General features: G+C 61.8%; 17 protein-coding genes. 9 read left to right on the forward strand and 8 right to left on the reverse strand.

The window, feature by feature from the left end; translation table 11 throughout:
• Positions 1 to 4: 4 nt before the first annotated feature.
• Positions 5 to 1,495 (reverse strand): aldehyde dehydrogenase, encoded by a 1,491-nt coding sequence (locus ACXX83_RS21145; RefSeq protein ID WP_458549500.1) that lies wholly within the window; start codon positions 1,493 to 1,495, stop codon positions 5 to 7.
• A 226-nt stretch (positions 1,496 to 1,721) separates the two neighbouring features.
• On the opposite strand from ACXX83_RS21145, the gene ACXX83_RS21150 reads away from it, so the two are divergent.
• Positions 1,722 to 2,642: a LysR substrate-binding domain-containing protein gene (locus ACXX83_RS21150; protein WP_015096950.1), complete on the forward strand. Its 921-nt coding sequence runs from the start codon at positions 1,722 to 1,724 to the stop codon at positions 2,640 to 2,642.
• A 45-nt stretch (positions 2,643 to 2,687) separates the two neighbouring features.
• Here the strand turns inward: ACXX83_RS21150 and hrpB are convergent, their stop codons facing one another.
• On the reverse strand, positions 2,688 to 5,204 hold the full coding sequence (hrpB, locus tag ACXX83_RS21155) for an ATP-dependent helicase HrpB (RefSeq protein WP_458549501.1): 2,517 nt from the start codon (positions 5,202 to 5,204) through the stop codon (positions 2,688 to 2,690).
• A 109-nt stretch (positions 5,205 to 5,313) separates the two neighbouring features.
• On the opposite strand from hrpB, the gene pmcY reads away from it, so the two are divergent.
• Together pmcY and ACXX83_RS21165 are read left to right on the forward strand one after the other, a co-directional pair.
• Positions 5,314 to 5,733, forward strand: coding sequence for a periplasmic Zn2+ metallochaperone PmcY (gene pmcY / locus ACXX83_RS21160; protein WP_458549502.1), 420 nt, complete (start codon positions 5,314 to 5,316; stop codon positions 5,731 to 5,733).
• Between the two features lie 41 nt (positions 5,734 to 5,774).
• Entirely contained in the window at positions 5,775 to 6,671 is an 897-nt protein-coding gene (locus ACXX83_RS21165) for a cation diffusion facilitator family transporter (RefSeq protein WP_217836445.1), read from the forward strand.
• Here the strand turns inward: ACXX83_RS21165 and ACXX83_RS21170 are convergent.
• The gene (locus ACXX83_RS21170) at positions 6,665 to 7,726 is read right to left on the reverse strand and encodes a DUF6515 family protein (RefSeq protein WP_458549503.1); all 1,062 of its coding nucleotides are present in this window, start codon (positions 7,724 to 7,726) and stop codon (positions 6,665 to 6,667) included. The genes ACXX83_RS21165 and ACXX83_RS21170 overlap by 7 nt on opposite strands.
• A gap of 438 nt (positions 7,727 to 8,164) precedes the next feature.
• Here ACXX83_RS21170 and ACXX83_RS21175 point away from each other — a divergent pair, with 438 nt between their 5' ends.
• Entirely contained in the window at positions 8,165 to 8,644 is a 480-nt protein-coding gene (locus ACXX83_RS21175) for an Lrp/AsnC family transcriptional regulator (protein ID WP_007937367.1), read from the forward strand.
• A 206-nt stretch (positions 8,645 to 8,850) separates the two neighbouring features.
• Positions 8,851 to 9,060 carry a DUF2788 domain-containing protein gene (locus ACXX83_RS21180; RefSeq protein WP_015096955.1) on the forward strand — a complete coding sequence of 70 codons (210 nt, stop codon included), beginning with the start codon at positions 8,851 to 8,853 and terminating at the stop codon, positions 9,058 to 9,060.
• Here the strand turns inward: ACXX83_RS21180 and ACXX83_RS21185 are convergent.
• The 4 genes from ACXX83_RS21185 to ACXX83_RS21200 form a co-directional block, all read right to left on the reverse strand.
• Positions 9,055 to 9,693: a pseudouridine synthase gene (locus ACXX83_RS21185; RefSeq protein WP_015096956.1), complete on the reverse strand. Its 639-nt coding sequence runs from the start codon at positions 9,691 to 9,693 to the stop codon at positions 9,055 to 9,057. The two genes, ACXX83_RS21180 and ACXX83_RS21185, sit on opposite strands and share 6 nt — an antisense overlap.
• 71 nt (positions 9,694 to 9,764) lie before the next feature.
• Entirely contained in the window at positions 9,765 to 11,264 is a 1,500-nt protein-coding gene (gene amn, locus ACXX83_RS21190; protein ID WP_177325105.1) for an AMP nucleosidase, read from the reverse strand.
• A 187-nt stretch (positions 11,265 to 11,451) separates the two neighbouring features.
• Positions 11,452 to 13,101, reverse strand: coding sequence for an acyl-CoA dehydrogenase family protein (locus tag ACXX83_RS21195; protein ID WP_458549504.1), 1,650 nt, complete (start codon positions 13,099 to 13,101; stop codon positions 11,452 to 11,454).
• Positions 13,102 to 13,175: 74 nt separating this feature from the next.
• Positions 13,176 to 15,560, reverse strand: a complete 2,385-nt coding sequence (locus ACXX83_RS21200) for a 7TM diverse intracellular signaling domain-containing protein (protein ID WP_458549505.1) — start codon at positions 15,558 to 15,560, stop codon at positions 13,176 to 13,178.
• A 387-nt stretch (positions 15,561 to 15,947) separates the two neighbouring features.
• Here ACXX83_RS21200 and ACXX83_RS21205 point away from each other — a divergent pair, with 387 nt between their 5' ends.
• The 4 genes from ACXX83_RS21205 (at position 15,948) to ACXX83_RS21220 (ending at position 19,473) form a co-directional block, all read left to right on the forward strand.
• Positions 15,948 to 16,745, forward strand: coding sequence for a hydroxymethylpyrimidine/phosphomethylpyrimidine kinase (locus ACXX83_RS21205; RefSeq protein ID WP_008052407.1), 798 nt, complete (start codon positions 15,948 to 15,950; stop codon positions 16,743 to 16,745).
• Between the two features lie 31 nt (positions 16,746 to 16,776).
• Entirely contained in the window at positions 16,777 to 17,400 is a 624-nt protein-coding gene (thiE, locus tag ACXX83_RS21210) for a thiamine phosphate synthase (RefSeq protein WP_015096960.1), read from the forward strand.
• Positions 17,401 to 17,410: 10 nt separating this feature from the next.
• A complete protein-coding gene (gene hemL, locus ACXX83_RS21215; RefSeq protein WP_008052405.1) occupies positions 17,411 to 18,694 on the forward strand; it encodes a glutamate-1-semialdehyde 2,1-aminomutase in 1,284 nt (427 codons plus the stop codon).
• A gap of 224 nt (positions 18,695 to 18,918) precedes the next feature.
• A complete protein-coding gene (locus ACXX83_RS21220) occupies positions 18,919 to 19,473 on the forward strand; it encodes a tetratricopeptide repeat protein (protein WP_095965710.1) in 555 nt (184 codons plus the stop codon).
• Positions 19,474 to 19,602: 129 nt separating this feature from the next.
• On the opposite strand, the gene ACXX83_RS21225 is transcribed toward ACXX83_RS21220, so the two are convergent.
• Positions 19,603 to 19,932, reverse strand: coding sequence for a DUF1820 family protein (locus tag ACXX83_RS21225; RefSeq protein ID WP_003185742.1), 330 nt, complete (start codon positions 19,930 to 19,932; stop codon positions 19,603 to 19,605).
• Positions 19,933 to 20,043 lie beyond the last annotated feature (111 nt).

Genomic DNA, 20,043 nt, shown 5'->3' on the forward strand with positions numbered 1-20,043 from the left:
GTTATCAGCGCAATTGAAACCAGGTGGTCTTCAACTGGGTGTATTTATCGAATGAATGCAGGGACAAGTCGCGGCCGAAACCGGACTGCTTGCCGCCGCCAAAAGGAACGGTCACGTCCAGTGCATCGACGCTGTTGACCGACACCGTGCCCGCTCGCAATTGTCGCGCCACGCGGTGGGCGCGGTTGAGGTCGTCGGTCCACAGCGAAGCCGCCAGACCGTAGACGCTGTCGTTGGCCAATTGCAACGCATGGGCCTCGTCATCAAACGCCGTGACCGCCAGAACCGGGCCGAATACTTCGTCGCGAAACAGCGACATGTCCGGCGTCACGCCGGTAAAGATCGTCGGCTGGATGAAATTGTCGGAGCCGTTGAAGATCGACTGCCGACCGCCACAGATCCTGGTCGCACCTTGCTGCTCGGCCTGCTGGATGAACTTCATGATGTGCGCGGTCTGACGGCTGTCGACAATGGCACCGGCAGCGCTCGACGGATCCAGCGGATCGCCCGGCAACCAGCGTTCGGCCTGGGCCTTGAGACGTTCGACGAACTCGTCATGAATCGAGCGCTGCACCAGCAATCGCGAGTTGGCCGAGCAGACTTCGCCCTGATTGAAGAAGATGCCGAACGCGGCTTTCTCGGCGGCCAAGTCCAGATCCTGACAATCGGCGAATACCAGGTTGGCGCTCTTGCCGCCGCACTCCAGCCACACCTGTTTCAGGTTCGACTGGGCCGAGTACTGCATGAAATATTTGCCGACCTCAGTGGAGCCGGTGAATACCAGGCAATCGACGTCCGGGTGCAGGCCAAGGGCCTTGCCGGTCTGCTCGCCCAAACCCGGCAGCACGTTCAACACACCCGCTGGCACACCGGCCTCAAGCGCCAGCTCAGCCAGACGCAAGGCCGAAAACGGCGACTGCTCGGCCGGTTTGAGAATCACCGAGTTACCAGCGGCCAGGGCCGGGGCGAGTTTCCACGCGGCCATGTCCAGGGGGAAATTCCACGGCACCACGGCAGCCACCACGCCGAGGGCTTCGCGGGTGATGGTCGCCAGCACGTTCTGCGCACTCGGTGCGACCTGATCGTAGAGTTTGTCGAGGCTCTCCGCGTACCAGCGCAACACCCCGGCGGCACCCGGCACATCGATGTTGTAGGCGTCCGTGACGGGCTTACCCATGTTCAGCGAATCGAGCAGCGCCAGTTCTTCACGGTTTTCGAGGATCAAGTCGGCCAGGCGCAATAGCACTTGTTTACGTTCGGTCGGCGAACGTGCCGACCAGGTGCCGGCTTCAAACACTTGCCGCGCATTACGCACCGCTACGTTCACATCTTGCTCGCCACAGGCCGCGACATTGGCCAGGCATTGCCCGGTGGCGGGGTTGATCGCGGCGAAAGTCTGCCCCGATTGCGCCGCTCGGCGCTGGCCATCGATCACGGCCTGGTCGGGAAACCGCAGGGAAGCGGCTTTGCGTTGCCAATACTCAAGCTCGAACACGTTCGGATGCTCCAGAGGACATTCTTGTGTATTGGATAGTCGCTCAGGCCCGAGCGGTGGAAAACCAGTAAAAATGTGTTCGCAGGCCAAGAAAAAACTACGTAGCCAATCTCCCTTCTGGCGCAGCATGTGGTTATTGTTCAACCACAACAAATCGCTACCCGAGCGGACAGGGGTGGCGCGCAAATTGCCTGGATGCCTGATTCGTTCTCCCCCGAGGTTTGCTGTGGCTGCCTACAATCTGCGTCAACTGAAATACTTTATCACCACCGTCGAGTGCGGCAGCGTCGCCGAGGCCTCGCGCAAGCTGTACATCGCCCAGCCGTCGATCTCCACGGCCATCAAAGGGCTGGAAGACAGCTTCGGTGTGCAACTGCTGATTCGCCATCACGCCCAGGGCGTGTCACTGACGCCCAGCGGTGCACGCTTCTACCGCAAGGCCCAGGAACTGCTGCGCATGGCCAAGGAGTTCGAGCAGAACGCCCTGGCCGACAACGATGTGGTGTCCGGGCAGATCGATATCGGCTGTTTCGAAACCGTCGCGCCGCTGTACCTGCCGCAATTGATCGCCGGGTTTTCGGCGTTGTACCCGGGAGTGGAAATCCGCATCCGCGACGGCGAGCAGCAGGAACTGGTGCAGGGCCTGACCTCCGGCGCCTTCGACCTGGCGATCCTCTATGAGCACGATCTCGACGGCACCATCGCAACCGAACCCTTGATGCCGGCGCAACGGCCTTACGCGCTGCTGCCGGCCGATCACCGTTTTGCCCAGCAGGCACAAGTCTCACTGCGCGACCTGTACCTGGAGCCGATGATTCTTTTGGACGTGCAGCCGAGCCGGACCTATTTCGTCAGCCTGTTCGAAGAGCTGGACCTGACCCCGCGCATTGCCTTCAGCTCGCCATCGATCGAGATGGTGCGCGGCATGGTCGGACAAGGTTTTGGTTTCTCGATCCTGGTGACCAAGCCGCATTCGGAGTGCACCTACGACGGGCAGAAAGTGGTGTGCGTGGACATCGCCGAAGACGTCACCGGCTCCGGGCTGGTGGCGGCCTGGCTCAAGCGCGGGCAACTGACCAAACCGGCGCAGTTGTTTGCCGACTATTGCCGCGAGCAACTGACCGCCAAGTCCGAACGCTCAGACTGATCCTCTGTGGCGAGCCCCCCCGCCACAAAGCTCGCATCCAAATGATTATTTACGCGGTTTGATCCGCGCAGTCGCTTCGGCCACCAGCGGATCATCCGGCCAGTAATGCTTCGGGTACCGCCCTTTCAAATCCTTCTTCACTTCGGCGTAGGTGCTGCGCCAGAAGTTCGCCAGGTCCTGCGTGACCTGCACCGGCCGCCGCGCCGGGGACAACAGATGCAGCTTGACCACTTGCCGCCCTCCGGCGATACGCGGGGTTTCGGCCAGGCCGAACAACTCCTGCAGACGCACCGCCAGAATCGGCGGCTGTTCGCTGTAGTCCAGACGAATCGAAGAGCCCGACGGCACGCTCAAATGATGCGGCGCCAACTCGTCCAGCCGCTGCGGCAGCGGCCACGGCAGCAGGTTGTGGACGATGCTCGACAGGTCCAGATTGGCGAAGTGACTGAGCCGGGAAACCTTGCCCAGATACGGCATCAGCCAGTGTTCCAGGCCTTTGAGCAACGCGGCATCGCTGACATCCGGCCACTCGCTCTCGCCCTTGCCGGCGAGGTCCAGTTGCCGCAACAACGCCACTCGTGCCTGCCACTGACGCAGCTCCGGGGTCCATGGCAACAGCTCCAGGCCTTTGCGCCGCACCAGATTCACCAGCGCCTGGCTGCGGGCGCTTTCGTCGAGACCAGTGAGCGGTTCACGGCTGAGGATCAATTCACCAACCTTGCGCTGACGCTCGGCACGCAGCACACCTTCGCGCTCATCCCAATCCAGTTGATCGACGCAACGCACCTGCTCGGCCAGCACTGAGTCGAACAGTGCCGGATCGAAATCCGTCGCTAGGTAAATCCGCTCTTCTCGCTGCCCCTGGCGACTGCCCAGATCGGCGATCACCAGCCACGGCTGCTTCATCAGGCTGTCGGCCTCGGCGAACAGCGCGGCACGACCGTTGGCCAAGCGATATTCCGCACCACCGGCGCGCCGTTGTTGGGCGACGCGGTCGGGATAGGCCAGCGCCAGCAATGCACCGAGCCAGCGCGGGTGATCCGGATCGCTGACCGGCTCCGCCGCTTTGCCCCGCAGGTAACCACGATACTGCCGCGCCAGTTGCCTTGCGCGTTGCACGCCACCCTGCGCGCCACGTGCGGCGCGTTCTTCGCCAGACAGCAATACCAGTCGGCTGTGCAAGTCCGCCCCGGCGCCACGCAAGATATCGCGTTCGCCGAGCAGTGCGGCGACATCGCAAGCCATCTCCGCCAGACCCAGCGCCTGGCCGCGCAACAGCAAATGCGCGATACGCGGATGGGCCGGCAGTTCGGCCATGGCCTGGCCGTGACGGGTCAGCGCTTCGCCGTCCAAAGCGCCCAGGCGTTCCAGCAAGTCCTGAGCCTGTGCATAAGCCGCTGCAGGTGGAACGTCGAGCCACACCAGTTGCCCGGGCGTCACGCCCCAACGACCCAGCTGCAAGGCCAGCCCGGCAAGGTCCGCCGAGAGGATTTCCGCGCTGCCATAAGCCGCCAGCTGCTCGTGCTGATCCTGGGACCACAGGCGATAACAAACACCGGGTTCCAGACGCCCGGCCCGGCCCGCGCGCTGGGTCGCACTGGCCTTGGAAATGCGTTGGGTGTCGAGACGGGTCATGCCGCTGCCCGGGTCGAAACGCGGCACCCGCGCCAGCCCGGCATCGATCACCACGCGCACGCCGTCGATGGTCAAACTGGTTTCGGCGATGTTGGTGGCCAGCACCACTTTGCGCTTGCCCGGCGGTGCCGGATCGATCGCCGCCCGTTGCGCCGTCAGGTCCAGTTCACCGTGCAACGGACACAGCAGAACCTGTGGGTTGTCACCCAAGGCATCGGCCAATTGCTGATGCACGCGGCGGATCTCCGCTTGCCCCGGCAGGAACACCAGCACGCTGCCGGTCTCGTCGTTCAAGGCTTCGAGGATGGTCTGCACCAGGCGCGGCTCGATGAATTCACCGGCCTGGAACGGCCGACCCCAGCGCATCGCCACCGGGTACATGCGCCCTTCGCTGCGCAGGATCGGCGCGTCGTCGAGCAACCCGGCCAGACGTTCGCCTTCAAGCGTGGCGGACATCAAGAGAATTTTCAGCGGCTGATCATCACGGAACAGTTCGCGACCATTGAGGCTCAGGGCCAAGGCCAGGTCAGCGTCGAGGCTGCGCTCGTGAAATTCGTCGAAGATCAGCAGGCCAACGCCTTCCAGCGCCGGGTCATCCTGCAGGCGCCGGGTGAGGATGCCTTCGGTGACCACTTCGATTCGGGTATTGGGGCCGACCTTGCTGTCGAGGCGAATGCGATAGCCCACGGTTTCGCCGACCTTTTCCCCCAGCTCACTGGCCAACCGTTCCGCCGCTGCGCGTGCGGCCAACCGACGGGGTTCGAGCATCAGGATGGTCTGCCCGGCCAGCCACGGCTCGTTGAGCAAGGCCAAGGGTACGCGGGTGGTTTTACCGGCGCCGGGCGGAGCTTCGAGCACGGCTTCGTGGCGTGTAGCGAGGGCTTCACGCAGGGCGGGTAAAACTTCATCGATCGGCAAAGAAATCATGCTGGCTCCCAAACAGAGCCGCGAGTATAACGGCGAACTGCGTGGCGTTAATCACGGTCCTAATTCATACCGACGACGTTTCGTTTCGAGATTACCCAGGAGATTTCATATGCGTGCTCCCTTTCGCCTGATTGGCGGTGTTCTGGTCGCAACCTTGCTGACTCAAGTGACCGCCTGCGGGTCGATTTTCTACCCCGACCGCCGTGGCCAGATCGAAGGCAAGATCGACCCGGCCATCGCCGCACTCGATGCCGTGGGCCTGCTGTTCTACATCATCCCCGGCCTGATCGCGTTTGCCGTGGACTTCGCCACCGGTGCGATTTATTTCGAACCGGGCAAGACCGCCCAGGTCGATCCGCAAAAACTCAAGGATGCCATCGGCCCCGACGGTCAGGTCGATAACCGCAAGTTGCAGACTATTCTGGAAAGCGAGCTGGGCCGCAGCTTCCCGCTGGACGATCCACGCCTGATCCAGAGCAAAGGCAGCACCCGGCAACTGGCGATGTTCGGCCTGCAACCGGCCGCGTAATCCCTACACGCGAAAGGACTCTTCAAGGAACGATGGCCACTATGACCTCCAGCTCCGAACACGCCCGCCTGCTGCGGCTGGCGACCCGTGCCTCGGTGGCGGTGGCATGCATGTTGATCATCGCCAAAGCCATCGCCTGGTGGCTGAGCGGCTCGGTGAGCATGCTCGCCGGGCTCACCGACTCGACACTCGACGGCGTCACCTCATTGCTCAACCTGCTGGCGGTGCATTACGCCCTGCGCCCCGCCGACAATGATCATCGCTACGGGCATGGCAAGGCCGAGTCATTGGCGGGCATGGCCCAGGCGTTGTTCATTGGCGGCAGTGCGGTACTGATTGCGTTGCAGGCCTACGATCGGCTCAAACATCCCGAACCGGTCGGCGCGCCGTGGATCAGTATCGGCGTGATTGTGTTCTCCCTCGTACTGACCCTGGCGTTGTTGATGTTTCAACATAGGGTGGTCAAGGCCACCGGCTCCAACGCGGTACGCGCCGACTCCCTGCACTACCGCTCGGACCTGTTGCTCAACGGCAGCATTCTGATCGCGCTGGTGCTGGCCGGGTATGGCCTGCATCAGGTCGACCCCTGGTTCGGTCTGGGAATCGCCGCCTACATTCTGTGGAGCGCTGTGCAGATCGCCCGGGAGAGCTTTGCGGTGTTGATGGATGAAGAACTGCCGCCGGAGGTCAGCCAGCACATGCTGGAATTGGCGTGCAGCGTGCCCGGCGTGCTGGGTGCCCATGACCTGCGCACGCGGATTTCCGGCAACCAGTGGTTTGTGCAGTTGCATCTGGAGCTGCCGGGGGAACTGACGCTGTCAGTGGCCCACGGCATCAGCGATCAGGCTGCCGCGGCCATTCACGACGCCTACCCGCGAGCCGAAGTGCTGGTGCACGCCGACCCGCAGGAAGTGGTGAAAACCGCTCGGGTTCAGTAGTTGACCTGATAACCACGACTGCTCAGGCAATTGCCCTGGGCCTGTCGGTAGGCTTGCACCACCGACGGGTCTGGCTGGTAAGTGGCGGTGCGTGGATCGAAACCACTCTGCTGCACCGCGTACTGATAACACTCGTAGCCATCGCGACTGACCTGCTCCGGCGACTGGCCGTTGGCCGGGTACGCCTCCACGTCATAACCATTGCTGGCGGCCGGTGGTGACGACTGCGGTTGGCCAATCGGCGGCTCGACCACGACGTAATCCCGGGTGCTCTCCTGATAGGCGTAATACGAACCGGCCGCGAGGAACAGCAGCGCCCCGCCGATCCATATCTGCTCGGCGTAATCAGGAAGGTAGCTGACGCGAATCCCGCGTGGCGGCGCTACCACCTCATAACGCGGGCCCAGCGGGCGATACCAGTAGCCACCGGAATAGTAGTAATCCATGCCACGGTAAGGCACGCGCAAGTTACGCTCGGGGAAGCGATCGATCACCTGGCCGGGGCGATACCTGGGACCTGGCCCCCAGCCGTAACCGCGTCCACTCGGGCGTCCGTCCCAGTGATTGTCATTGGTCGGCGCACCGATATAGCCCTTCCAGCGCTGATTGTAATCGTTGCGATGCGGCTGATCCTGATAGTCACCGCGCCGCGGCGGCTGGGTCTGGCGCACGGTGTCGGGGCGGGGCTGGATCGGCATGTCAGTGGCCGGTGCCTGCGGCGGTGGTGGCGGTGAGCGAACCGGGCTGTTGAAATCCGGCGCTGGACGGGGCTGCCTCTGGCTATTGTTCTGATGTTGATTCTGGCCGTTGTGCTCGTACTGGCGATTGTCGTTGTTCTGCGCACGCGGCGGGTTCTGTGGCGGGCCGTTCTGCGGGCGTGGCTGGTTGTTGCCACCACGGCCCTGACTCCCCCCCTGGTTACCACCCTGATGCCCATCCTGGCCGTGCTGCCCGCCATCATGGCCACGGTTTTGCTGATCATCGGCCAGCGTTTGCGCAGTGACACTGACACACAGCAAACCAACACCGGCCAAACGCCAGATGCGCGATTTCATGCTTATCCTCATTGCGGGTCAGGGCCTGTACGTAAGACTGGGAAAGCAGTGGCCGGTTCTGCGACAGGTTATCAGTCGCGCAACTTATTTATTGAGGCCAGGAGGGTCAAATTCCACGCAAGAAAAAGGGGAGACCCGTCGGCCTCCCCTTGGAGAACTTCGTCCTGGCTCAACGCTTGTGGCGCCGGCTCACCTCACGCCGTCTTCTGGACAGTGTGTAGCTCGGGGGCCGGCACATCCCCGGTGGGGGTGGCGACCGCGGCGGGCCTGATTGGGCGAGCCGCACTGGACTGTTTGTCCGAGCAGTGATTCTGGTGATAAGAATAGGCCGTGAGCGCCGACAGAGGATTGCGAAGATTGCTTGATTAAACATCACTTGCGCAATTTTTAACCCAAGATACATAATCTGTCGCAATAGTTACGACAAAGGACTGATTGATGAGCAAGCTCGATCGTTACGACCTGAGTATTTTGGCGGAATTGCAGCGCGACGCACGCATCTCCAACCAGGAGTTGGCCGAGCGCATCGGTCTGTCGCCTTCGCCGTGCTCGCGGCGGGTCAAGCAACTGGAAGACGACGGCTACATTTCCCGTCAGGTCGCCCTTCTCGACCGCAAGATGCTCGGCCTGAGCCTGACGGCCTACGTGCTGATCGGTATGGACCGCCATACGCCGGAGCGTTTCGAGAACTTCGAAGCGGCCATTCGCACCTTGCCCCAAGTGCTCGAATGCAGCCTGGTGACCGGGATGGATGCCGACTATCAACTCAAGGTCGTGGTGCCGGACATGGATCACTACCAGAAACTGCTGCTCGGGCATCTGACCCGGATTGAAGGCGTGACCAGCGTGCGTTCGAGTTTTGTGCTGAACCAGGTTTTGAACAGCACCGAACTGCCTCTGACTCATCTGCGTAGCTGATGACGCCTTCGCGAGCAAGCCCGCTCCCACAATCGACCGCATTCTCATGGTAGAACTCGGTTAAATGTGGGAGCGGGCTTGCTCGCGAAGAGGCCGGCACAGGCGACGAATGACTGCGACACACCGACGCAGGTCAATACTGCACGCAGCCAGCGAGGCGTATACTCCCCGCGCCCTTTTAGCCTCGCCCGCGCTGGAGATGTTCGATGGATCCTGCAGTTTTTGAAGAGTGGATGATGACCGGTCTGGTCACGATCCTGATCATTTTCATGGGTTTCATCGTCTGGGATCTGGCGAAGAAGTCCAAGGCCGGACGCTTTGGCTCGTTCATCCTGTTCTTCGTGCTGGGCCTGGGCGTGGCCGCGTTCATCATCAAGAGCGTGGTGATCGGCTTGATCGAATCCGGCACCTTATAAGCGCGCCGGTACTTCTTTCCACTGTCCCTGATCGAGCCCTTCGATCGTCCAGTCACCGATTCTGACCCGCACCAGGCGCAAGGTCGGCAAACCGACCGCAGCGGTCATGCGCCGCACCTGCCGATTGCGCCCTTCGCGAATCACCAACTCCAGCCAGCTGGTCGGCACGCTTTTGCGAAAGCGCACCGGCGGATTGCGCGGCCATAGCTCGGGCTCGTCCAGTTGTCGCGCCTCGGCGGGCAAGGTCATGCCATCGTTCAATTCAACGCCGTCACGCAAGCGCTGCAACTGCTCCGCGCCCGGCTCGCCCTCGACCTGCACCCAATAAGTCTTGGCCAGTTTGTGCTTCGGGTCGGCGATCCGCGCCTGAAGCTGACCGTCGTTGGTCAGCAGCAACAAGCCTTCGCTGTCGCGATCCAGTCGTCCGGCCGGATAGATCCCCGGCACATCGATGTAGTCCTTGAGCGTCGCGCGCCCTTCGCCGTCACTGAATTGCGTCAGCACATCGAAGGGTTTGTTGAACAAGATCAGCTTCGGCTCGGCCGGTGGTGCCTTGGCGACACGGCGCGGGGCTGCAGGCGAAGGTTTCGTGCCAGGGCGGCGGGAAACGGGGCGTTGAGGAGGACGAGACATGAGAAAGGAAACATCTAACGGTCAGGGCTGCTAATGCTAGTGCCCCGACCGTCAAATGACCATGACAACCGTTAGCGGAACGGCGGCTCGTCGAAGCTGCGCAGTTTGCGCGAGTGCAGTGAGTTGAGTTCGGTGCGCAACAGATCCACCGCCTCGATACCGATCTTCAAGTGCTGGCTGACCGCGCGCTCATAGAAGGCGTTGGCCGAGCCCGGCAACTTGATTTCGCTGTGCAGCGGTTTGTCCGAGACGCAGAGCAACGTGCCGTACGGCACCCGCAAACGATAACCCTGGGCGGCGATGGTGCCACTTTCCATGTCCACCGCCACGGCGCGGGACAGGTTGATCAGCGGCCTTTCTTGCGCCCAGCGCAGCTCCCAGTTACGGTCGTCGTAGGTCAGCACGGTGCCGGTGCGCAGGCGTTTTTTCAGTTCGTCGCCCTTCTCGCCGGTGATGTTGGCCGCCGCCTGCTGAAGCGCCATCTGCACTTCGGCCAGGGCCGGAATCGGAATGTTCGGCGGCACGACCCGGTCGAGAATGCCGTCGCGACGCATGTAGGCGTGGGCCAGCACGTAGTCGCCAATCGTCTGCGACTGACGCAGGCCGCCGCAGTGGCCGATCATCAACCAGCAATGCGGGCGCAGAACGGCGAGGTGGTCGGTGATGTTCTTGGCGTTGGACGGGCCGACACCGATGTTGACCAGGGTCACGCCGTGGCCGTCACTGGCAATCAGGTGATAGGCCGGCATCTGGTAACGGTGCCAGACCACGCCGGCGGCAATCGCCGACGCTTCGCCGTGATCCATGCTCTTTTCGATGATCACGTTACCCGGCAGCACCATGCGCACGAAGCGCGGGTCTTGGCGCAATTGTTCCAGGCCGTGGACAATGAACTGGTCGACATAGCGGTGGTAGTTGGTCAGCAGAATCCACGGCTGCACATGGCGCCAGTCGCTGCCGGTGTAATGCACCAATCGGCGCAGGGAGAAATCCACCCGCGCGGCATCGAACAACGCCAGGGGCAGCGGATCGGTGTTTTCCCAGTCGTACAAACCGTCGGCAATGCCGTCGGTCGCGGCCGACAGGTCGGTACTCGGGAACACCCGCGCCAGCACGGCTGCGGTGACGCCGGAACCTCCCAGTTCATCGCCCTGCTCGACCACATACGGATACGGGATGTTCTGCTGGCTGACACCGACTTCCACCGTCACGGTGAAGTCGTGCATCAACGGAACCAGCTGTTCCAGCAGGTACTTACGGAAAGCAGACGGATGGGTGACGGTGACGCTGTAGGTGCCCGGCAGCTGGACCTTGGCATAGGCACGGGTGGTCTGCGGGACTTCACCCTGGCAAAGGTAGGTCAGGCGCAGCTCGGGATAACGGAACAACGCCCGCTGTTCGGCATCAGGCTCGACGCGATCCTTGAGGTAACGCTTGAGCGCCTGACTCAGCGCGGTGGTTGCACGATTGTGCAAAAGTGCGAGCCGATCCACGGCTTGCTCGGCGGTTTGAACGACAATAAAAGCTTCGGTCACGATCAGCATCCTGTGTTCTGACTTGCAGACCTTCATCTTGCCTGCATCGTCGCTTCACGGGAACAGTGATTGCTACACAAACCCCGGGGCGCACCGCAGATCAAATGTGGGAGCGGGCTTGCTCGCGAAAGCGGCCTGTCAGTCACATCACCGTTGAATGTGAAACCGCATTCGCGAGCAAGCCCGCTCCCACATTGGCCCAGTGGTGACCTTGCACCTGGGATCAGAAACCCTGCGGGGTCGATCGGGCGAGAATCGCTTCCACGTCCAGGCCGCGTGGCAACGCACCGTACACTCGGCCGCCACCGTCCAGGCGACTGGCGATGAAGGCATCACTGACCACCGAATTCCCCGCTTCCAGCAGCAACTTGGCCTGCAATCCCAAGGCGATGTCTTCAGTCAGTTGCCGGGCGCGGTACTGAATGTCGCTGGTGTCCTTGAAGGCTGCCTGTAATTGCTGGATGTGCGCGGCAAGGCGCTTGTCGCCATGGCCATCGCCCAGCTCGCTGAACAGTGCATCGAGCACGCCCGGTTCCTTTGACAGGGCACGCAGCACGTCCAGGCACTGCACATTGCCGGAACCTTCCCACGTCGAATTCACCGGTGCCTCGCGGTAAAGCCGCGGCAGAATGCTGTCTTCGACATAACCCGCACCGCCCATGCATTCGGCGGCTTCGTTGATCATGGCCGGCGCCCGCTTGCAGATCCAGTACTTGCCCACCGCCGTTACCAACCGGGCGAACCTGGCTTCCTGCGAGTCGTCCAGATGATCCAGCGCCCGGCCCATACGCAGGCTCAAGGCCAGGGCGGCTTCGCTTTCTAGCGCCAGGTCCGCCAGCACGTTCTGCATCAACGGCTGTTCGCTGAGCAATTTGCCGCCGACCGAACGATGAGCGCAATGATGGCTGGCCTGGGTCAACGCCTGACGCATCAGCGAACTGGAACCGACCATGCAATCGAAGCGGGTCATGGCGACCATCTCGATGATCGTTGGAACACCACGCCCCTCTTCACCGATCATCCACGCCAGTGCGCCGCGGAACTCGACTTCGCTGGACGCGTTGGAGCAATTGCCGAGCTTGTTCTTCAGGCGCTGGATGTAGAACTGATTGCGTGTGTCGTCCGGGCGATGGCGTGGCAGCAGGAAACAGGTCAGGCCCTTGTCGGTCTGCGCCAGTGTCAGGAAGGCGTCGCACATCGGCGCCGAGCAAAACCACTTGTGCCCCACCAACTCATAGGCCTGGCCCGGACCGCTGGCTCCGACCGGATAAGCCTTGGTGGTATTGGCCCGCACATCGGTGCCGCCCTGCTTCTCGGTCATGGCCATGCCGATGGTGACCCCGGCCTTGTGGGCCATGCCGACGTTCCGCGGGTCGTATTCGGTGGCGAGGATTTTCGGCAACCACTTTTGCGCCAGGTCCGGTTGCAGACGCATGGCCGGAACGCTGGCGAAGGTCATGGTCAACGGGCAGCCACTGCCGGCTTCGGCCTGGCTGTGCAGATACGACATACAAGCGCGGGCGACATGAGCGCCGTCCTGCGGGTGCGCCCAAGGCAACGAGGTCAGGCCGTGCTCGACTGCCGTGCGCATCAGTTGGTGATAGGCCGGATGAAATTCCACCAGATCGATGCGATGACCAAATCGGTCATGACTGTTGAACACCGGCTTGTTCTGATTGGCGAGGAACCCGGCTTCCATCAACGGACCACCGGCCAGCGCGCCGTAAGCGTCGATCCGCGATTCGGCCCAACCGGCCCCGAACCGCCGCGACCATTCCTGCAACGGCAAGTCGATGCGGTAGAGGTTGGCGCCGTCCAGGGACGGTGGCTGGTTGGTGACTTCGTGGGTTTCGGCAAACTGATGCAGGTTCATGACTGGGCTCCTTTGGTCGGCCAAGGGACTTCAGTTAAGCACCGCCCCTCAACCGAACAAAGTGTCATATCCGCCTAACTGTCGGCGCTTTCGCCCTGTTGCGAGCAGAGCACCCGGCGGTAGAGCGCGGCCTGCAAGTCTTCGAATTTCACCGGCTTGCTCAAGTAATCAATCAACGCGCCGGTCGGGCAGCGTTCACGGTCACCCCCCAGGGCGATCATGAACAACGGCAGCTCGGCATAGCCCGGCAGCGCGCGGATCCGGCAGCACAGCGACTCACCGTCCTGGCGCGGCAACTGGCAATCGACCAGCACCGCATCAAACACTTCGCGCTGCAGGAGATCGAGCGCGACATCGGCTCCGTCGGCCGTACGCACGCGGAAACCCAGCTTGAGCAACATGCCGCGCATCACCAACTGGCTGATGCTGTTGTCATCCACCAACAACACGGCACAATCCTGAGGCAAGCGCAGGTGCGGAAAATCCCGGGACTTCAACGGCGCCAGCGGGCGTTCGGACACCGGCAGCCCGACTTCCACGTCCAGCTGAAACCGGCTGCCGCGTCCTGGCTCGGAACGATGCGTCAGGCGTCCACCGAGCAATTCGACCAACTGCCGGCAAATCGCCAGACCAACACCCAGGCCACCGTATTCACGGGTCATAGAGCCATCGACCTGGAAGAACCGTTGATACATCGTGGCCTCTCCCAGATCGGTGAAGCCAATGCCCGTGTCGATCACCGCAAAGGTCAACGCCAGCCGGTCGGGCCCAGTGGCATTGCCGGTCACCCGCAAGGCCAGGCCGCCGACCCGGGTGAACTTGATGGCGTTGTCCAGCAGACACTCCAGGCATTGCGCAATCTTGGTGTTGTCGCCGTGCACGCGATCCGGTACACCGGATGCGACGTCGACCTTGAAGTCCAGCGACTTGCTCGAAGCGTTGCCCTCGAACTGCGTGCGCAGTGCCTCGACCATGCTGCGCAAGCTGAAGGTGTCGGTCGAGGCCTGGAGCTTGCCGGCCTGCAGTTCGGTGAGGGTCAGGATACCGTTGACCATGCGCATCATGTCCCGCGCCGACCCCGAAGCCGTCTGCTGATACTGCTCAAGCTCCAGGTTCATTTCGACCGTCTGCATCAATTCCAGTGAACCGATCACACCGTTCATGGGCGTGCGCAGTTCGTGGGTCAGGGTGGCCAGGAATTCGTCCTTGAGCTTGTTACTGCGAGCCAGTTGCTGGTTGAGGATTTCAAGCTTCTGGCCGGCGTCGAATAGCGTTTGCGCCTGCTGCTCGCGCATGTCGTTAATGCGGTCGGCCAGTGCCAGGGATAACAACGCCACTTCGATGGCCGAGCCGATCTGGCTGGAATACATGGTCAAGAACACATTAGGCAGGTATCCAAGCACCATCAACGTATTGACGATGCCGCCGAGCAAAAACGCCGACCAGGCAATGATGAAATACCGCGCGACGCGCAGGCCCCGCAGCCAGGCAAAGATCCCGGCGGCAAAAATCACCACCGTGAACGTCAGCGCCAGGGCCGTGGCCAGGCGCAAGGCCAGGGCGTAGCTGGTCATCAATGACAGGCCAACCACCAGCGCACCGAAGGCGACCAGCGCCAGCAACAAGCGATCGAGCCAGCGACTGTGGATAGCCATTTGCAGGAAACTGCGGGCGAACTGACTGCCGAACAGGCCCGCGCAGCCGATGAAAAACGGCGTCGCGGCGTTGGCCCACCAAGGGTTGTCCGGCCAGAAATACTGCACCGCCGCGCCATTGACCGACAGCTGATACAAGCCGAACGAAGCGATATAGAAGATGTAGTAGAGGTAACTGGTGTCGCGCACGCTGAGGTAGATGAACAGGTTGTAGACCAGCATCCCCAGCAACACGCCGTAGATCAGCCCCAGTACGTAGAGGCGCACAGGCTGCTCTTCGAGGTAGGCGGTGCTCGACCACAAGGTTACCGGTGCCTGAATCGAGCCTTCGCTTTGCAATCGCAGGAATATGGTTTCGGCCTGTTCAGGTTTGAACGTCAGGTCGAACAGATAGTTGTTCTGACGAATCTCGCGGCTGGCGAAGGGCAAGGCATCGCCGGTCTGCCTGACCAACTGATAGTTGCCGGCCGCATCGGGCAAATAGAGATCGAGATGATCGAGGGGTGGATAGGCCAGTTCCAGCAGCCAGGTCCGTTGCACCGCCGGATCGGTCGGGCGGTAATGCAGGTCGATTTTCAGCCAGAACACCGAGCGCGAGTACCCGGCGTTGAGCGTGTCTTTGTTGTGCGCCTTGAAGTTGCCGGCCGCCGCTTGCGCGCGGATATCCGCGATGGTTGCCTGACCACCCGCGTCCTCATAGACCTGCAGGGTTCGGCCCAAGGGGAGGCTCTGAGTGAACTCATCGAACTCGACGGCGTTTGCCAGGAGGGGCAAACACAACAGCAACATCAGCAAATAGCGCATTGAAGCCCCAGCGTGGCCTGTCCGGTTCTGTCAGGAAGCCCCCCCATTCCTTTTGAGCAGACGTAAAACCGGTATCACCTGTTATTGGTTTGGATCCACTCTAGCATAGCCGTTGATGGCCATTAAACACCATTGAAATTTTTCATGAAAAGGCTCTAGGACGGGCGTTTCAGCAACACAAACAGTGGCACGAAGACGACTGTGGCGAGGGAGCTTGCTCCCGCTCGGCTGCGAAGCAGTCGTAAAACCAGTCGACGCAATGAACATGAAGGTTTTTTGGGGCCGCTTCGCGCCCAGCGGGACGGTGCGGCGATCCGACAAGCTCCCTCGCCACAATGGAGTGTCGCTGCACCCGAAAAAGAATGTTTGGTGGTAAGCTCGCGCACCATGAATATCTACAGCTCTCGCCCCGTTGTCCTCTGTCTCTCCGGCCACGACCCAAGTGGTGGCGCCGGCTTGCAGGCAGATATCGAAGCCCTGCTCGCCCAGGGTTGCCATGCGGCTCCGGCCGTCACCGCCCTGACCGTGCAAGACACCGTCAATGTCACTGACTTCCGCGTCCTCGACCGTGAGTGGGTACTGGCCCAGGCCAATGCCGTGCTCAACGATTCCGAAGTCGCGGCGGTCAAACTGGGCATGCTCGGCTCCCTGGAAATGGTCGACACCGTGGTTGAACTGCTATCGGCGCACCCGCATTTGCCAGTGGTCTGCGACCCGGTGCTGCGCGCCGGCGGTGGCGGACGCCTGGGCAAGGACGAAGTCGGCTACGCCATGCGCGAACGCCTGCTGCCCTTGTCGATCATTGCCACCCCCAACCTTCCCGAAGCCCGGATCCTCGCCGAACTGCCCGAAGGCACCGCGGACGAGTGCGCTGAAAAACTCTTGCCGTTTGTCAAACACCTGCTGATCACCGGCGGCCATGGCGACGAAACCGAAATCCACAATCGCCTGTACAGTCGCGACGGCCTGCGCGAAACCTATACCTGCCAGCGCCTGCCCGGCAGTTATCACGGTTCCGGTTGCACCCTGGCCAGCGCGCTGGCCGGTCGTCTGGCCCAGGGTGAAAACCTCGCCAGCGCCGTGCAGACCGCGCTTAACTACACATGGCGCACCCTGCGTGACGCCGAGCAGCTGGGCAAAGGCCAGTTTGTGCCGCGCCGCCTGCCGCTGGATTTCTGTTCGTAACTTCCTTTTGTAATGCGGTGAGGCTTGTCCGATGAAATTACGTGGCCTGTACGCCATTACCGACAGCCATTTGCTGGATGGTAAGTTGCTCAAGTACGTGGAGGCGGCGCTGGAAGGCGGCGTCACCTTGCTGCAGTACCGCGACAAAAGCAGCGACGAGGCCCGTCGCCTGCGTGAGGCCGAAGCCTTGCGCGAGCTGTGCGAACGCTACAAGACCCATCTGATCATCAACGATGATGCCGAACTGGCCGCGCGCCTGAATGTGGGCGTGCACCTGGGCCAAACCGATGGTCCGCTGTCACCGACCCGCGCCCTGCTCGGTTCCAAAGCCATCATCGGCTCGACATGCCACGCGCAACTCGAACTAGCCGAACAGGCTGCCAAAGAGGGTGCCAGTTATGTTGCCTTCGGCCGCTTCTTCAATTCCAACACCAAGCCCGGCGCACCGACCTGCAGCCTCGAACTGCTCGACCAGGCGCGCAAGCAACTGCACCTGCCAATCTGCGCGATCGGCGGCATCACCCTGGAAAACGCCGCCCCGCTGGTGGCCCATGGGGTCGATCTGCTGGCCGTGGTGCATGGACTGTTCGGCGCCGAGAGCACAGCTGAAGTCACCCGCCGTGCCCGCGCCTTTAACGAATTACTTAAAATCTGAGAACCCGATCATGTCTCGTTCCGAAACGCTGTTTGCCAATGCCCAGAAACACATTCCCGGTGGCGTGAACTCGCCGGTTCGCGCGTTCAAGAGCGTCGGCGGCACGCCGTTGTTCTTCAAGCACGCCGAAGGCGCCTACGTCACCGACGAAGACGACAAGCGCTATGTGGATTACGTCGGTTCCTGGGGCCCGATGATCCTCGGCCACAGCCACCCGGATGTGCTGGACGCGGTGCGCAAGCAGCTGGAGCACGGCCTGTCCTACGGCGCGCCGACCGAGATGGAAACGCAGATGGCCGACCTGGTCTGCTCCCTCGTGCCGTCGATGGAAATGGTGCGCATGGTCAGCTCCGGCACCGAAGCGACCATGAGCGCCATTCGCCTGGCCCGAGGCTTCACCGGTCGCGACAGCATCATCAAGTTCGAAGGCTGCTACCACGGTCACTCCGACAGCCTGCTGGTCAAGGCCGGTTCCGGCGCACTGACCCAGGGCGTACCGAGTTCGGCCGGCGTACCGGCAGCGTTCGCCAAACATACCCTGACCCTGCCGTTCAACGACATCGACGCCGTTGAAGCCATGCTCGCCGAAGTCGGCCAGGACGTGGCTTGCATCATCGTCGAGCCAGTGGCCGGCAACATGAACTGCGTGCCGCCGGCACCGGGTTTCCTCGAAGGCCTGCGGACCCTGTGCGACAAGCACGGCGTGGTGCTGATTTTCGACGAAGTGATGACCGGTTTCCGCGTCGCCCTCGGCGGAGCCCAGGCGTACTACGGCGTGACGCCGGACCTGACCACCTTCGGCAAGATCATCGGTGGCGGCATGCCGGTCGGCTGCTTCGGCGGCAAGCGTGAAATCATGCAGCGCATCGCCCCGCTGGGTCCGGTCTACCAGGCCGGCACGCTGTCCGGCAACCCGCTGGCGATGGCCGCCGGCCTGACTACCCTGCGCCTGATCAGCCGTCCGGGCTTCCACGCCGAGCTGACCGACTACACCACTCGCCTGCTCGACGGTCTGCAACAGCGCGCAGATGCGGCGGGCATTCCGTTCGTGACCACACAAGCCGGCGGCATGTTCGGCCTGTACTTCAGTGGCGCCGACGACATCGTCACTTTCGATGACGTGATGGCCAGTGACGCCGCCCTGTTCGGCCGCTTCTTCCACCTGATGCTCGAAGGTGGCGTGTACCTGGCACCGAGTGCCTTCGAAGCCGGTTTCACGTCGATCGCCCACGGCGAAGCCGAACTGAAACTGACCCTGGACGCCGCCGAGCGTGCCTTCGCCGCCTTGAAATAACGCTGTAGCGCTGACGTTGGCCATTGCCAGCGTCAGCTTTCACCTACACGCCCGCCTCCATTCCTACACTTCCAGCAAAAATCCTCCGCAAAACGGGAGATATATTTCCCGCGCAGCAGAAAAACGAGTAAAGACTTTGTAAGGTTGGCCCTGCTTATTTCATAATGCGCGCTTATTGGATCCCTCGATGGGTCCGCGCGCCCTTCAGAGGTAAGTCGATTCCCATGAACCGCACCGGCCGCACCCTTGCACTGGGCTGCCTGTTGCTTCTTCAGCCCCTGCTCGCGCACGCACAAGCAGGCGGCAACTCGTTGTTGATCCCAGCGATGGGTCGCTGCACCCTCAATACCCAGCCGCAAGACCTGGAACAGGCGATCGCCGCCTGCCAGAAAGCGTCGGATGAAGGGGATGCGCAAGCGCAATACGAGTTGGGTGAGTTCTACTACGAAGGTAAAAACGCGCCACGCGACCTCAATCAAGCCCTGAGCTATTTCGAAAAAGCCTCGCTGCAAGGCCATGCCCAGGCGCAATTCAAGCTCGGTACCATGTTCTTCCACGGCGAAGGCGTACCGGCCAATAACGTTCAGGCGTATATCCTGCTGAAGATGGCGGCGGTCAACGGCGCCGAAGATGCACTGGACACCGCCGACGAAGTCACCGAAAAAATGCCCCGCGAAGAGCTCGAACTCGCCACCCAGGTGCTCGGGCAAATTTTCCGTAAATATCTTATGGAGCTGCAGAGTGCCGATGGGCGTACGCCTTTCGCGCCGCTTCCCTGATTTTTGCTGTGTTCTGACTGGCCCTATCGCGAGCAGGCTCGCTCCCACAGTTGACCGGGTTCTCTCATGGAAACGCGGTTAATTGTGGGAGCGAGCCTGCTCGCGATGGGGGCGACTCGATCTTGAGGCTTACTTCTCAGGCATCGGCATCGGAAACGGCATGACATTGCCGACCGCGCCGCGGGCTTCGCTGATTTTCGGGGTCCCCAGACGCTCGACTTCGTCGATACGCACGATCGAATGCATCGGCACAAAACTGCGCACCACGCCCTCGAACTGAGCCTTGAGCTTTTCTTCGCTCGGATCGACGACCACTTGCGTGCGCTCGCCAAAGACGAACTCTTCCACTTCCAGAAAGCCCCACAGATCACTTTGATAGATCTGCTTGGCGTACATTTCGAACACCTGGCCCTGGTTGAGGAAAATCACCTTGTAGATTGGAGCTTCACGTTTGGTCATGGTGGGCGGGTAACACATCGAGGGATAAAAAAGAGGGCGCGAACTATAGCATAGCCGCCGGACGCACAGCGGTAGGAACCTTGGAACATGTTCCCTATAATGCGCGGTTCT

The sequence above is a fragment of the Pseudomonas sp. GNP012 genome (assembly GCF_054343835.1).